17 protein-coding genes are annotated in these 14,483 nt (G+C 71.5%); all 17 read right to left on the reverse strand.

Annotated features, from left to right (window positions below):
• Positions 1 to 22: 22 nt before the first annotated feature.
• The gene (gene whiG / locus ABUW04_RS22350) at positions 23 to 823 is read right to left on the reverse strand and encodes an RNA polymerase sigma factor WhiG (protein ID WP_051726431.1); all 801 of its coding nucleotides are present in this window, start codon (positions 821 to 823) and stop codon (positions 23 to 25) included.
• 477 nt (positions 824 to 1,300) lie between these two features.
• On the reverse strand, positions 1,301 to 2,440 hold the full coding sequence (gene dprA, locus ABUW04_RS22355) for a DNA-processing protein DprA (protein ID WP_380566380.1): 1,140 nt from the start codon (positions 2,438 to 2,440) through the stop codon (positions 1,301 to 1,303).
• Between the two features lie 22 nt (positions 2,441 to 2,462).
• Entirely contained in the window at positions 2,463 to 4,073 is a 1,611-nt protein-coding gene (locus ABUW04_RS22360) for a YifB family Mg chelatase-like AAA ATPase (protein WP_380566381.1), read from the reverse strand.
• 1 nt (position 4,074) lies between these two features.
• Entirely contained in the window at positions 4,075 to 4,446 is a 372-nt protein-coding gene (locus ABUW04_RS22365; protein ID WP_380566382.1) for a YraN family protein, read from the reverse strand.
• A 156-nt stretch (positions 4,447 to 4,602) separates the two neighbouring features.
• A complete protein-coding gene (locus ABUW04_RS22370) occupies positions 4,603 to 4,929 on the reverse strand; it encodes a DUF2469 domain-containing protein (protein WP_030263837.1) in 327 nt (108 codons plus the stop codon).
• Positions 4,930 to 4,942: 13 nt separating this feature from the next.
• A complete protein-coding gene (locus ABUW04_RS22375) occupies positions 4,943 to 5,452 on the reverse strand; it encodes an NUDIX hydrolase (RefSeq protein ID WP_380566552.1) in 510 nt (169 codons plus the stop codon).
• 26 nt (positions 5,453 to 5,478) lie between these two features.
• Positions 5,479 to 6,213, reverse strand: a complete 735-nt coding sequence (lepB, locus tag ABUW04_RS22380; protein ID WP_380566384.1) for a signal peptidase I — start codon at positions 6,211 to 6,213, stop codon at positions 5,479 to 5,481.
• Between the two features lie 132 nt (positions 6,214 to 6,345).
• The gene (lepB, locus tag ABUW04_RS22385; protein ID WP_380524863.1) at positions 6,346 to 7,272 is read right to left on the reverse strand and encodes a signal peptidase I; all 927 of its coding nucleotides are present in this window, start codon (positions 7,270 to 7,272) and stop codon (positions 6,346 to 6,348) included.
• Between the two features lie 158 nt (positions 7,273 to 7,430).
• Positions 7,431 to 8,366, reverse strand: a complete 936-nt coding sequence (gene lepB / locus ABUW04_RS22390; RefSeq protein ID WP_380566385.1) for a signal peptidase I — start codon at positions 8,364 to 8,366, stop codon at positions 7,431 to 7,433.
• The gene (gene lepB, locus ABUW04_RS22395) at positions 8,350 to 9,072 is read right to left on the reverse strand and encodes a signal peptidase I (RefSeq protein ID WP_030263850.1); all 723 of its coding nucleotides are present in this window, start codon (positions 9,070 to 9,072) and stop codon (positions 8,350 to 8,352) included. Before lepB (ABUW04_RS22395) ends, lepB (ABUW04_RS22390) begins: the two co-directional genes overlap by 17 nt.
• Positions 9,073 to 9,110: 38 nt before the next feature.
• Positions 9,111 to 9,461 (reverse strand): 50S ribosomal protein L19, encoded by a 351-nt coding sequence (gene rplS, locus ABUW04_RS22400; RefSeq protein WP_030263853.1) that lies wholly within the window; start codon positions 9,459 to 9,461, stop codon positions 9,111 to 9,113.
• A gap of 161 nt (positions 9,462 to 9,622) precedes the next feature.
• Entirely contained in the window at positions 9,623 to 10,447 is an 825-nt protein-coding gene (gene trmD, locus ABUW04_RS22405) for a tRNA (guanosine(37)-N1)-methyltransferase TrmD (protein ID WP_030263855.1), read from the reverse strand.
• Between the two features lie 10 nt (positions 10,448 to 10,457).
• Complete coding sequence (rimM, locus tag ABUW04_RS22410; protein WP_380566386.1) at positions 10,458 to 11,015, reverse strand: ribosome maturation factor RimM; 558 nt, start codon at positions 11,013 to 11,015, stop codon at positions 10,458 to 10,460.
• Between the two features lie 96 nt (positions 11,016 to 11,111).
• On the reverse strand, positions 11,112 to 11,351 hold the full coding sequence (locus tag ABUW04_RS22415) for an RNA-binding protein (protein ID WP_030263860.1): 240 nt from the start codon (positions 11,349 to 11,351) through the stop codon (positions 11,112 to 11,114).
• Positions 11,352 to 11,353: 2 nt separating this feature from the next.
• Positions 11,354 to 11,797, reverse strand: coding sequence for a 30S ribosomal protein S16 (gene rpsP / locus ABUW04_RS22420; RefSeq protein ID WP_030263863.1), 444 nt, complete (start codon positions 11,795 to 11,797; stop codon positions 11,354 to 11,356).
• A 198-nt stretch (positions 11,798 to 11,995) separates the two neighbouring features.
• Complete coding sequence (locus tag ABUW04_RS22425) at positions 11,996 to 12,601, reverse strand: hypothetical protein (protein ID WP_030263866.1); 606 nt, start codon at positions 12,599 to 12,601, stop codon at positions 11,996 to 11,998.
• 333 nt (positions 12,602 to 12,934) lie between these two features.
• Positions 12,935 to 14,347, reverse strand: a complete 1,413-nt coding sequence (gene proS / locus ABUW04_RS22430) for a proline--tRNA ligase (RefSeq protein WP_030263869.1) — start codon at positions 14,345 to 14,347, stop codon at positions 12,935 to 12,937.
• Between the last annotated feature and the right edge of the window lie 136 nt (positions 14,348 to 14,483).

Raw genomic sequence — 14,483 nt, forward strand, 5'->3', positions numbered from 1 at the left:
CACGGACGGCGGTTCTCGGACGTCAGCGGGCGTCGGAGAGTTTGGCGCGGAGCTGCAGTACCGCCTTGGTGTGGATCTGGCTGACCCGGCTCTCGGTGACCCCGAGCACCTGGCCGATCTCGGCCAGGGTGAGGCCTTCGTAGTAGTAGAGGCTGACGACGGTCTTCTCCCGGTCCGGGAGGGTGTTGATGGCGCGGGCCAGCAGCCGTCGCAGTTCCCGGCTCTCGGCGACCTCCACCGGGTTGTCCGCGGCGGGGTCCTCCAGGGTGTCGAGCAGGCTGACCCGGTCGCTGCCCTCGCCGCCGCCGTGCGTCAACTCGTCGAGGGCGACCACGTTGGCGAGGGACAACTGGCTGAAGATGGTGTGCAGATCGTCCAGCGGGATCCCCATCTCCGCTGCCACCTCGGGGTCGTTGGGGGTGCGCCGCAGGGCGACCTCCAGCGTGGCGTAGGCACGTTCGACCGCCCTGGCCTTCTGCCGGACCGAGCGCGGGATCCAGTCCAGGGCCCGGAGTTCGTCGATGATCGCGCCGCGGATCCGGCTGATGGCGTACGTCTCGAACTTGATGGCGCGTTCCGGGTCGAACTTCTCGATGGCGTCGATGAGTCCGAAGACCCCGGAGGAGACGAAGTCGGCCTGTTCCACGTTGGCCGGCAGGCCGACGCTGACCCGGCCGGCCACGTACTTCACCAGCGGCGAGTAGTGCAGGATCAGTTGCTCGCGGAGCCGCGGGTCGCCGTCGGCCTTGTAGGCGCGCCACAGGGCGTCGAGCGCGCGCCGCGGCTGGTCGGCGGCGCTCTGCGCGGGGAGCTTCGCCACCACGGGTGCGGCCGGGACGGTGGTAGGCACGATCGGGGCCGGGGACGGGTTCGGGGACGGGTTCGGTGCAGCGGTCGGGGACGGGTTCCCGGACGGGCTCGGGTTCGGGGACACCGGTTCCGCGGACAGCGAGGCCGCATGCGGCGCCGGAGGCCGCGGTGCTGCCGAGGGGTGCGCGGTGGGCGGTGCCGTCGCGCCGGAACGGGCTCCCGGGATGCACTCGTTGTGGGCCTCCGCATGGGGTGCCGCCCGCCATGTCCGCACCGGCGCCGGGCGCTGGCCGGTGGTGAGCGGTTCGTCCCCAGGGAAGTTCGAGTACGTGGGCATTCGTTGTCTTGTGCCGTTCTGCTGATCCATCGGCCCCGTTCAGCCGAGCGGTTGTGAGCGTAGCGTGACCGGACGCTCTCTGAGTGCTATCCACAACGGGCGCTCGCTCGATCAGGTGGGTCGCAGTGAACATTCAGGAACGCGCCGGGGCGCTCACGCCAGGCGCCAGTGCGAGCCCTCCCGCTCGACCAGTCCCAGCGAACCGAGCTCGTACAGCCTGTGCAGCACGGTGTCGGGCGACAGGCCGGCTCCGCGGACCAGTTGCTCGACCGGGGCGCCGCACGGGCCGGCCGGGATCGCCTCCAGCACCAGCAGCGCCTCCCCTCCGATCGCGTCCAGCGGAACCGTCGGTCCTCGGCGCGTCGGCGCCAGGTCCACGCCGATCCCGCCGACCTGCTCGATGACTTCGGCGGCGTCGGTCACCAGGGCGGCCCCGGCCCGGACCAGTGCGTGCGCGCCCGCCGAGAGCTCCGAGGTGACCGGCCCCGGTACCGCCATCACCAGCCGGTTGAGGTCCCGGGCGCGACGCGCGGTGCTCAGGGCGCCGCTGCGCCGGGCCGCCTCCACCACCACCGTGCCGCGGGTCAGTGCGGCGATCACACGGTTCCGCAGCAGGAACCGGGGCTTGGTGGGGTGGGCGCCGAGGGGAAGCTCGCTCAACAGCAGCCCCTGGTCGGCGATCCGGGTCAGCAGCGCACCGTGCCCTCGCGGATAGACCTGGTCCACACCGCAGGCGAGCACCCCGACGGTGATGCCGGTGGCCGCGAGCGCGCCGCGGTGCGCCGCCGCGTCGATGCCGTAGGCACCGCCGGAGACGACGACCCAGGCGGCGTCGGCGAGGTCGGCGCTGAGCCCGGTGGCGACATGGGTGCCGTAGGCGGTGCAGGCCCTGGCCCCGACCACGGCGACCGAACGCAGGGCGAGCAGTCGCAGCGAGGCGCCTCCGCGCACCCAGAGCGCGATCGGACGGGCCGGACCGAGGTCGTCCAGCTGCGAGGGCCAGTCCTCGTCCCCGGGGCAGACCAGCCGGGCGCCGAGCCGCCCGGCCCGGTCGAGGTCGGCCGCCGGATCGACGCCGGCCGCGCGGGCCTGATAGCCCTCGCTGCGGCGGCGGAGCGCTGCCGGAAGGCCATCGCCCCGGGTGAGCCGCCGGGCGGTCTCGACCGGCCCGTGCTGCTGGATCAGCAGTCCGGCGGCCTCGTCGCCCGGTTCGACGATGCGGCACAGGGTGGCCCGGGCCAGCCGCTCGGCCTCGGGTACGACGCGGACGTCCGCGCGGGTGTCGGTCAGCACGGGCTGTCCTCCGATCGCAGGGTCAACGGGGCAGGCCGCGGCTGATACCGCTGCGCAGGGCGAGGGCGGTGCGGACCTCGTCGCGTTCGGGACGGTCCAGGCCGGCCAGGTCGGCGGCGGTCCAGGCGACCCGCAGCACCCGGTCCAGGCCGCGGGCGGTGAGCAGTCCGCGCTCCATGTCCCGCTCGGCGTCCCGCAGCGCGCCGGGGGCCAGCCGCCAGCGGGTACGGAGCTCGTGTCCGGGCACCTCGCCGTTGGTGCGCCAGGGCGTGTCCTTGAGCCTGGCCGCGGCGCGGTCCCTGGCTGCCAGTACCCGGGCGGCGACCGTCGCGGTGCTCTCGGCGGTGGCGTCGCGCTCCATGAGCTCGACCCTGGTGACCGCGTCGACCTCGACCCGCAGGTCCACCCGGTCCAGCAGCGGACCCGACAGCCGCCCCTGGTAGCGGCTGACCATGGTCGCGGTGCAGTCGCAGCCCTCGCCCCGTCGGGACCAGCGGCCGCAGGGGCAGGGGTTGGCCGCCAGCATCAGCAGGAACCGGGCGGGCAGCCGCAGCGATCCCGCCGAGCGCGCCACCACCACCTCACCGGACTCCAGCGGCTGGCGCAGCGCGTCCAGGACCCGGACCGGGAACTCCGGGGCCTCGTCCAGGAACAGCACGCCCCGGTGCGCCAGCGAGACGGCGCCGGGACGCGGCAGTCCGCTGCCGCCGCCGATGATCGCGGGCATGGTGGTGGAATGGTGCGGAGCGCAGTAGGGGGCCGCGCCGAGCAGCGGCTGTCCGGCGGGGAGCAGGCCCGCGACCGAGTGCACCGCGGTGACCTCCAGCGCCTCCTGCTGGGTGAGCGGCGGCAGGATGCCGGGGAGGCGCTCGGCCAACATGGTTTTGCCGGCACCTGGCGGCCCCTTCAGGTAGAGGTGGTGGCCGCCGGCGGCGGCCATCTCCAGGGCGCGGCGGGCCTCGTACTGCCCGGCGATGTCGGCGAGGTCGCGGTGGTCGGGTTCGTCGGCGGAGCGGCTGCGGACGCCGAGACCGGGGAGGGAGAGCCCGGCCAGGGCGTTGTCCGGGCGCTCGGCGCCGGCCCCGGCGGCGCCCTCGGCGGGCTCCTCCTCGCCCGTGAGGCGCCCGGTGAGCAGGCCGAGCAACTGCGCCAGGGTGCGGACCCCCAGCACGCTCATCCCGGGCACCAGGGCGGCCTCGGCCGCGGTCTGGCTGGGCACCACCACCCGCTCGTAGCCGGCGTCGGCGGCGGCGAGGACCGCGGGCAGCACCCCGCGGACCGGACGGACCCGGCCGTCGAGGCCCAGCTCGCCGATGAGCAGCAGCTTGGCGATGGCGGCGGGGTCGAGCACCTCGGCGGCGGCCAGCACCGCGCAGGCGATGGCGAGGTCGAAACCGCTGCCGCTCTTGGGCACCGAGGCGGGCGAGAGCCCCACGGTGAGCTTGCGCTGGGGCCACTTCTCGCCGGAGTTCACCACCGCCGCCCTGACCCGGTCCTTGGCCTCGCTGAGGGCCTTGTCGGGCAGCCCGACGATGGTGAAAGCGGCGACACCGGGCTCCAGGTCGGCCTGGACCTCGACCACCACGCCGTCCACCCCGAGCAGGGCCACCGAGCCGGTGTGGGCGAAGGCCATCTCAGCCCACCGCCCCGGGGATGTGGTCGACCCGGGCGGCTCCGCGCGGCGCGTGCACCACGCTGACCAGGTCGATCCGCACCCCGCCCGGGGGCGCGGGCGCCTGCCAGCGCTCGGCGAGCCAGCGCTCCGCGAGCAGCAGCAGCCGGTCCGCCTTGACCGGGTCGACGGCCTCGGCCGGGCTCTGGAAGCCGCGCTCGCTGCGGGTCTTGACCTCGCAGACGGCCAGGGTGTCGCCGTCCATGGCGACGATGTCCAGCTCCCCCTCGCGGCAGCGCCAGTTGCGGTCCAGCACGGTCAGTCCGGCGGCTGCCAGGGCGCGTGCCGCGGCGTTCTCGCCGTAGCGGCCCAGGGCCTGTGTGCGTGCGGTCATCACGATCACCTCCGGTCGGCAATCTGCCGGTTCCGGGGGCGCCGGGCCAGGGGCGGTCCGCAGCCTGTGGACAGCTCGGGGGGTGTGAAAAACTCCGCCGCCCGGCAGAGTGAACCGGACGGCGGAGTGTTGACGGGAGGCGGGACGGGCCGACCGTCAGGGGCCGAAACCGGCCTCGTCGGAGGGGAGTTCCAGGTCGCTCTTGGCCAGTTCCTCCACGTTCACGTCCTTGAAGGTCAGCACCCTGACCTTGCGGACGAACCGGGCCGGTCGGTACATGTCCCAGACCCAGGCGTCAGCCATGGACACCTCGAAGAACACCTCGCCCTGATCCGAGCGGACGTTCAGCTCGTAGTCATTGGTGAGGTAGAAGCGCCGCTCGGTCTCGATCACGAACTTGAACAGCCCGACGACATCGCGGTACTCCCGGTAGAGCTTGAGCTCCATCTCGGTCTCGTACTTCTCGAGGTCCTCGGCACTCATCCCCACGTTCCCCTCAGCTGTGCGTATGTTCGTCCATTGTGGACCACGGGGTGGGACACGGGAGCCGGACCGGACGGTCCGGCGGCCCAGCGGCGAGCAGTGAGGCCAGCAGCGACCCCAGGCCCTCCGGGTAGACGGTCTCGGTGCTGGCCAGCAGTTCCGGCAGCGACCACCACCGCATCTCGTCGACGGTGCGCAGCTCCAGCTCGGTCTGACCGGAGGCGTCCAGCGCCGTGGTGCCGGTCCTGGCCAGGTAGTACCACTCGTCCTGGTCGAAACTGCGTCCGTCGAAGCTGAAGACGCTGGAGCGGCGGGCCACCAGCGGTCCCAGCGCGATGCCGGTGATCCCGGTCTCCTCGGCGACCTCGCGACGGGCGGCGTCGGCGAGTTCCTCCTCGCCCTCCACTCCGCCGCCGGGGGTGAACCACCAGGTGCGCCCCGGCACCAGTGGGTCGAAGCCGTGCAGCAGCAGGATCCTTTCGGCAGGGTCCAGCAGCAGCACCCGGGCCGCCCTTCGGCGCAGCACCGCCACCGGTCACCTCCGTACGGTCAGGAGCTGCGGCCCCTCTTGGCGGACCGCTTCCGCAACTGTGCCACGACCGTACCCGCCGCCGCGCTCAGCAACACCAGTGCGGCGCCCCCGATGATCGTCCACTCCAGTTCGGGCAGCGGGCCGTGGGCGGTGGCGGCCGGCCCCGGCACTGCGTCGAAGGCGCTGGTGCGGCCGATGGTCCTGGCCGTCGACAGCGGCCAGACGGTGCCCTCGACCCTGGCCTTGACCTCGGACTCCGGGATGGTCCCCTCGGTGATCTCCAGATGCGAGCGCGAGTCCAGCGAGACCGAGCGGTTGTCGCCCATCAGGAACAGCCGGCCGGCCGGGACCTTGGCGCTGAACGGCTTGTCCCCCAGCAGCACCGCGCTCGAACTGGAGGTGTTGACGTAGGACTCGGTGACCGGCTTCCCGTTGACCGTGGTGCGCCCGGCCGAGTCGCAGCAGGCGACGGTGTCGCCGCCGACCCCGATCACCCGCTTGACCATCGCCGAGGTGCCCCAGACCGGGTCGTTGAAGACGATGATGTCGCCGCGGCCGACCTGGCTGCCCTTGACCGGGTGGGCGAGCACGGTGTCCCCGGGCTGCACCGTCGGCGCCATCGAGTCGGTAGGCACCGAGTACGGCCGGTACTGGACCGCCAGCAGGACGAACCCGCCGACCAGCGCCAGCAGGCCGACGGCTATCCCGATGCCCTGCAGCACTCCGTCGACCCGCAGTCGCCGTACCGCCATCTCGCCGCTCCCCAGCCTCGTTGCCCGAACCACCGGCACGGCACCCGTACCGCACCCGTACAAGCGGAAGGCCGCAGGACGTCCCAGCAGATTACTGGTCGGTACCGCGGCCTTCGCAAGGGCTGCCGGCGATCAATCCTGACCGCGGCGCCGGCGCAGCCGGATCCGGCGCTGCAGGTAGGTGAGCGGGACGGCGCCGATCAGCCCGGCCACGGCCGGCTCGTTCACCAGCAGGGCGCCGGCCTGGGTGCTGATGCCGGACTGGCTGAAGGTGGACGGGATGGGCAGGGTCGCCCAGTGCGAGATCGGCCAGGCGATGGTGAAGGCACGGCCGACGACGTCGGAGTCCGGCACCGAGCCGCCGCCCGGCTCGTCCATGTGGTACCGGGAGTCCAGCGAGTCGTTGCGGTGGTCGCCCATCACCCAGATGGAGTTGGCGGGGACCTTCAGCGGGCCGAAGTTCTTGTCGCCGCACGGCGTGGCGCCGGGATAGATGTAGGGCTCGACCAGGGCCTTGCCGTTGACGTACACCGGCCCGGTGCCCTGGCAGCTGACGGTGTCTCCGCCGACCGCGATGACCCGCTTGATCAGGTCCTTCTCATTGGCGGACGGCATCAGGCCGATCCAGCTGAAGACGTCCTGGATCCCGCGCACCAGCGAGTTGCTGCTCTGCTGCTGTGACGGCTCGTCGGAGAGCCAGTTGCCGGGGTCGTGGAAGACGACGACCTCGCCGCGCGAGGGCTTGCTGCCGAAGTGCGGGGTGAGCTTGTCCACCAGCACCCGGTCGTTGATCCGCAGGGTGTTCTCCATGGACCCCGAGGGGATGGAGAAGGCCTGCACCAGGAAGGTCTTGATGAGCAGGGCCAGGACCAGCGCGACCACGATCAGGATCGGCAGCTCCTTCCAGAAGGAGCGCTGCTTCTTCTGCTTGCCCGCCTTGAGCGGCCCGGGCTCTCCCTGTGTCCCGTTCTCCAAGAAATCGTCCGCGCCGTCCCCGTGGGGGTCCGCCGCTCCTGCGGTCTGATCGCTGCCCGCGTCTCCACGTCCGGTGTCGTCCACGGACCCAACGGTAGTGGCCGCCGAATCCTTGGGCTCGCCGACACCCGCGCGGGCACCGATCCCCAGTGGTCCTTCGGGCAAGACCGGCTCCCCCACGTCGTCTCCTCATGTCGCCAGGCGGGCGGGTCGCGCCCACGCGTGTCGCTGAACCGAACCCGTCACCGCTCGGGCCGGGTGCGGCCGCGGCGGCGTCCCGGGAAGCGGGGCACAGTCGCAGCCAAACCCATAACGAGCGGAAGTTCCCCAGGAAGCGGTCCGGACGCTGCTGCGGACGATACTTGACGAAGACTTTGATCTGACGCGGGGGCCGCCGCGGTCGGGGACGCCACCGGGAACGACTGCACCGGCAGGCTCCGCCAGTGCGAGATCGGCCAGATCACCGCGACGGCGCGGCCCACCACGTCGGATTCCGGGACGAACCCCCCGTCCGGATCGGACAGGTGGTAGCGCGAGTCCGCCGAGATGTCCCGGTGGTCGCCCATCACCCAGAGCTTGCCGGCCGGGACGGTCACCTTGAAGGCGATCCGGGAGGGGACCTCGCCGGCGAAGACGTAGGGCTCGTCCAGCGCGGTGCCGTTGACGGTCACCCGGCCCTTGCTGTCGCAGCAGGCGACGGTGTCGCCCGGGACGCCGATGACCCGCTTGATCAGGTCCCGGTCCGAGGGCAGCAGGCCGACGAAGGTGAACACGTTCTTCACCGCGGTCAGCACCGGTCCGCTCTTGGGGACCGGGTCGTCCTTCAGCCAGTTGTCGGGGTCCTTGAAGACCACCACCTCGCCGCGCTGCGGCTTGGCCCCGAACCAGGGTGAGAGCTTGTTGACGACCACCCGGTCGCCGATCCCGATGGTGGTCTGCATCGATCCCGAGGGGATCGAGAACACCTGCACGAAGAAGGTCTGCAGGGCCAGGGTTATCACCAGGGCCACCACGATGATCAGGGGTATCTCGCGCAGCAGCGAGCGCTTCCGGCGGCGCTTGGCACGCTTGGCGGCGCGACGGCGCTCCGCCCGCCCCCGCTCCGCGCGGTTGCCGCCCGCAGCTCCGGCGGGGGCCGCCTCGACCCTCGGTGCCTTGTTCTTACCCCTGCTGCCCATGACCGGCGCCCTTCCGCAGTTCCGACGCCAGCGTCGCGAACGCCGCGGGACGGTCCACCGAACGCCAGTGTCCGACCGGGAGGACCACCCAGTCGACCCTTCCGATCACTTTGTCGACAGGAACGAACCCGCCGCCGGGGTCGCCGAGATGGTCCCGCGAGTCGCTGGAGTCGGACCGGTGGTCGCCCAGGACGAACAGCCGCCCGGCCGGCACCTTGATCGAGAACGGCACCTGTGACGGGGCGTCACCCGGGTAGAGGTAGCCGCTCTCGTCCAGCGGTACTCCGTCGACGCTCAGCCGCCCCTTGCTGTCGCAGCAGGTCACGGTGTCGCCGCCGACACCGATCACCCGCTTCACGAAGTCGTCGCCGTTGGCGTCGCCGCTGCCGGACGCCCCGTCGTCGATGAAGGAGCCGCGGCCGTCGAACACCACCACGTCGCCGCGCTGCGGGCTGCCGAAGCGGTATACCGCCTTGTCGACGATCACCCGGTCACCGATCCGCAGAGTGCCCTCCATCGAACCGCTGGGAATCCCGAACGGCTGGGCCACGAACATGTTCACCAGGAACAGCACCACGGCGCAGACCACTGCCAGCAGGGCCACGTCCCGCAGCACTCCGCGCACAGCAGAGGACCGCGGCCGGGCCTCCGAACCCTCGGGTTCGGAGGAGCAGTCGCGGTCCTCGGGTGCTTCTTGGGTTTCCATCGCCGCAGCAGCCTAAGGCACCGCGGTATGAAGGAGACTCAGCGGTCGCGCTTCTCCTTGATCTTCGCGGCCTTGCCACGCAGGTCACGGAGGTAGTACAGCTTGGCGCGACGGACGGCGCCACGGGTCACGACCTCGATCTTCTCGACGATCGGGGTGTGCACCGGGAAGGTGCGCTCGACACCGACGTTGAAGCTGACCTTGCGGACCGTGAAGGTCTCGCGGATGCCGTCGCCCTGGCGGCGGATGACGACGCCCTTGAACTGCTGGACACGGGAGCGGTTGCCCTCGATGACGCGGACGTGCACGTTGACGGTGTCACCGGCGCGGAACGCGGGGATGTCGGTGCGCAGCGAAGCCGCGTCGACAGCGGTGAGCAGGTTGCTCATGATGTGTCTCCATCGCAGGCGCCACGGGCCACCCACGGAAATCGTGTGAAATGGTTGCGCTGTGTGCCGCTCGGTTGGCGGTGTCTCCCCCGTGGCAGGGGCACCGTGCCGGCTACTGCGACGGTTGGGTCGCGGGCCGGCCGAGGACAGGCAGCAATCGCCTATTGTTCCACACCGTCGGGGGTGCGGAGAAATCGGCCGTCGGACTCGCTCCAGCGCAGGCCCATCTCCTCCAGCGCCCGCAGGTCGTGCTTGTCCATGCCGTCGCGCCGCCAGCGCTCCACCAGGTCCGGACGCATCGCCAGGGTGCGGGCGAAGGCCTGCTCCCGGCGCCAGCGGGCGATCTTCCCGTGGTTGCCGCTGAGCAGCACCTCGGGGACCTCCCGACCGCGCCACTCGGCGGGCTTGGTGTACACCGGGCCCTCCAGCAGGTCGGTCATCCGCCCCGGTGCGAAGGAGTCGTCCTGGTGCGACTCGGCGTTGCCGAGGACCCCGGGCAGCAGCCGGGCCACCGCCTCCACGATCACCAGCACCGCGACCTCGCCGCCGGCCAGCACGTAGTCGCCGATGGAGACCTCGACCACCGGCATGGTCTCGGCGGCCTCCTCGATCACCCGGCGGTCGATGCCCTCGTAGCGGGCCGGGGCGAAGGCCAGCCAGGGGCGTCCGGCCAGCTCCTGGGCCAGCTCCTGGGTGAAGGGACGGCCGCTGGGGGTCGGCACCACCAGGGTCGGCACGGCGCCGTCCTCGGGGCCGGCCGAGGCCACGACGCCCTCCAGGGCGGCCGCCCAGGGCTCCGGCTTCATCACCATGCCGGGGCCGCCCCCGTACGGGGAGTCGTCGACAGTGCGGTGCACGTCGCTGGTGTGCTCGCGCAGCCCGTGCAGCCGCACGTCCAGCCGGCCGCTGGCGCGGGCCTTGCCGACCAGGGAGACGTTCAGCGGTTCGAGGTACTCGGGGAAGATCGTGACCACGTCGATGCGCACGGCGATCGCCCTACTCGGAGGCTTCGGCGTCGTCGCGGGCGGAGGCGACCTCGGCCTGGTCGGTGTCGATCAGGCCCGGGGGCGGGGTGAGCACGATCCGGCGCCGCTCCATGTCGATCTCAGGGACGATCTCGGTGACGAAGGGCACCAGCACCTCGGAGCCGTCCGGCCGCCGCACGGTCAGCAGCTCCTGCGAGGGCAGGTGCGCGATCTCGGTCAGCTCGCCGACCGGAGTGTCGTCGGCGAGCACCACGGCCAGGCCGATCAGCTGGTGGTCGTAGTACTCCTCCGGGTCGTCCGGACGGTCCTCGGGGTCGATCTCGGCGATCAGCATGGTGCCGCGCAGCGCCTCGGCCCCGTTGCGGTCGTCGACGCCCTTGAAGCTGAGCAGCAGCCGACCGCTGTGGTAGCGGCCGTCCGCCACGGTGAGCGGTCCGGCCGTGGCCGGCTCGGTCAGCAGCACGGCGCCGGGGGCGAGCCGCAGGTCCGGCTCGTCGGTGCGTACCTCCACCGTTACCTGGCCCTTGATGCCATGGGCACGGCCGATCCGGCCGACGACGAGCTGCACGGTGCGATCTCCTGTTTGGAACTGCGGATTGTCGGTGGAAAAGGCTCGGGGCCGGTCAGGACGATGTCCTGACCGGCCCCGAGTGGTGCCCTGTGCCTAGCGCACGCCGTCGACGTCGACCAGGTCGACGCGGACGCTGCGACCGCCGAGGGCGGTGACCACGGTGCGCAGAGCACGCGCGGTACGGCCGCCCCGGCCGATGACCTTGCCGAGGTCCTCGGGGTGCACCCGCACCTCGAGGATGCGGCCCCGGCGCAGTTCACGCGAACGCACCTGGACCTCGTCCGGATTCTCGACGATGCCCTTCACCAGGTGCTCGAGGGCTTCCTCGAGCATGATCAGGACTCGGTGGCCGGAGCAGCGTCGGACTCGGCGGCGGCCTCGTCCTTCTTGTCCGACTTCTTGGCCTTCGGGGTGATGGCCACACCGGTGGTGGAGTCCTCGAAGCCGGCGACGGCCTTCGCGAACAGGTGCGAGAAGTCGGTGACCTTGGGCTCGGCGACCTTGAGCGGCGCCGGGGCCGGCAGGCCCTTGAACTGCTGCCAGTCACCGGTCAGCTTGAGGATCGCGAGCACGGCCTCGGTCGGCTGCGCGCCGACACCCAGCCAGTACTGCGCGCGCTCGCTGTCGACCTTGATGATCGAGGGGTCGTAGGTCGGCTGGTAGATGCCGATCTCCTCGATCGCGCGACCGTCACGCTTGGTGCGGGCGTCGGCGACGACGATGCGGTAGTGCGGGGAGCGAATCTTACCGAGACGCTTCAGCTTGATCTTGACTGCCACGGGAGTGGTTCTCCTGGATTTGACGTGGGTGAGCAGCCGCGCATTCCACGTGGGGTTGCGGCTGCTGGCTGCTCGACGGACACGTCAGCCGGAGGAGAGAGGGGTCCTGCTCGGCTGCCGAGTACTCAGCTGTCCATTGTGCCATAGCGCGGCGGACCGGCTTACCGCCGGTGCCGCCCGCAGCTACGTACGGAAGCCTCAGCCCCGGGGTGCGACGTCGGCGATCCGGAACGGCTGGCCGCAGGCGCCGCAGACGATCGAGGCCTGGGCCAGGACCGACGGCACCACCCGGACGTTGCGCCCGCAGTCGCAGACCGCCTTCACCCGCACGCCGCCCCCGGAGGAGCCGTGCCTGGTGGCGGGGCCGCGGAAGTTGCGGGCCCGGTCCAGCACCGGACCGCTGGTCGCGGCGGCGTGGGCGCCGAGGGCGAGCTGCAGCCGCTCGATGGTGCCGGCGTACTGCTCACGCGTCTCCGGCCGCATCGTGACCAGCGAGAAGCCGCTGCTGGGATGGGGATCCGCGGTGTGGTCCAGGCCCAGCTCATCGGCGAGGGCCAGGAAACGGCGGTTGTGGTAGCGCCCTGCCCGCGAGGTGTCGCGGATGCCGCGCGCGGCGGCCAGGCCGTGGGCGGCCTCGTGGAGCAGTCGCTCAAAGCCCAGTTCAGTGCCGCAGGCCGAAGAGGATTCGCCGATGAGCGATTCCGGGGCCGCGAGACTGGGCAGGTCGGAGTGGTGGCGCTGGATGTCGCCCCAGGCGAGGGCCAGCTCGGCCGCGAGGACCAGTGGTTGTTGTGTCGTGCTCACGCAACGCCAACGAGGGAGAGCCCCTCGATGTTCCGGCGAATGCGGTTTCTCCAGGACACGGCTGGGTCACCGGCTTGGGAGCGCTCCGAGCGCGGTCCGCACCGGATCCCTGACGGATTGTCATCTTGCTGGTCAGAGAGGGAACTTGAGCGAGGACATACAGAAGTGAAAAGCCGGTCCGCCACTTCGCGGGGAAGCGGCGGACCGGTCGGACTACGTAAATTGACTTGCCCGAATCTCAACAGGCGAGACGAAGCGCTCTCCGCCCGGTACGTCAGGTGCTGTCTCGGGCGGCGCCTCGGGCACCGTCCCGGGCGGCGCCCCGGGCAGTGCTCAGTAGGCCCGGGCCACGATGGCGACGTTGCCCGGCTGGTCGTCGGCGTCCGGCACCGAGCCGTCCTCGGCGACGATGCAGCGCACCGACACCCCCTGCTCGGCCAGCTTGCGCTCGCCCTCGGGGCCGAGCTCGGCCCAGGAGATCCGGCCCCAGCCGGTGGCGGCCGCCTCGGCCGCCTCCTCGATGTTCTTCACCTCGACGGTGCGGGACTCGCGGCGCTCGCGGGACTGGCGCAGCAGCAGCGCCTGGTCCTCCTCCAGGATGCCGGGGACCAGCGCCGCCAGGGCGTCCACCGAGACCGGCTCCTTGCCGCCGGGGATGCGCCGGGCCAGCATCGCCGTCCCGCTCTCCAGGTCGCGCGGGCCGACCTCGATGCGGACCGGGACGCCCTTGAGCTCCCAGTCCACCGCGCGGCGGCCGAACGGGGTGTCGGTGCGGTCGTCCACGACCACGCGCACCCCGGCGGCCTCCAGGGCCGCTCCGATCTCGCGGACCTTGGCGATGACCGCGTCGTCGCCCTTGATCGCCAGCACGACCACCTGGGTGGCCGCCAGCCGCGGCGGGACCCGCAGGCCGTTGTCGTCGCCGTGGGACATGATCAGGCCGCCGACCATCCGGGTCGAGGTGCCCCAGGAGGTCTGCCAGACGTACTCCCGCTCGGAGCCGTTGGACAGGTACTGGGTGTTGAAGGCCTTGGCGAAGTTCTGGCCCAGCTCGTGGCTGGTGCCCATCTGCAGCGCCTTGCCGTCGCCCATCATCGACTCGAGGGTGAGCGTGTTGATCGCGCCGGCGAAGCGCTCCTTGGCGGTCTTGCGGCCCAGCACCACGTCGATGCCGAGGACGTTGGTCATGAAGTCGCCGTAGACCTCGGTGTGGATGTGCGAGGCGTACGCGCGGGCGTCCTCGTAGGTGGCGTGGGCGGTGTGGCCCTCCTGCCAGAGGAACTCGGTGGTGCGCAGGAAGACCCGGGGCCGCAGCTCCCAGCGGACCACGTTGGCCCACTGGTTGATCAGCAGCGGGAGGTCGCGGTGGCTCTGCACCCACTTCGAGAAGTACTCGTTGATGATCGTCTCGGAGGTGGGCCGGACCACGACCGGTTCGTCGAGCTCCTTGCCGCCGCCGTGGGTGACCACGGCGAGCTCGGGCGCGAAGCCCTCGACGTGCTCGGCCTCGCGGGTGAGGTAGGACTGCGGGATGAACATCGGGAAGTAGGCGTTCTGCGCGCCCGCCTTCTTGATGCGCGCGTCCATCTCCTGCTGCATCCGCTCCCACAGCGCGTAGCCGTACGGTCGGATGACCATGGTGCCGCGCACCGGACCGTTGTCGGCCAGCTCGGCCTTGTTGATCAGATCCTGGTACCAGCGGGGAAAATCGTCCGCCTGGGGTGTGAGAACGGGAGCCTTTGCCATGGGCGAATCGTACGGGTCGCACGGGCTTGACCCGTAATCCCGAGGGCGCCCGGAGGTAAGTGAGGGAATCTCGGAGTCAATACCCGCGCGCTCTGGACTCCGGGGCCTCGGCGGAGTTGGCTGTAGTCAGCCGGAG

Source organism: Streptacidiphilus jeojiensis (assembly GCF_042510965.1).
GTDB lineage: Bacteria > Actinomycetota > Actinomycetes > Streptomycetales > Streptomycetaceae > Streptacidiphilus > Streptacidiphilus jeojiensis.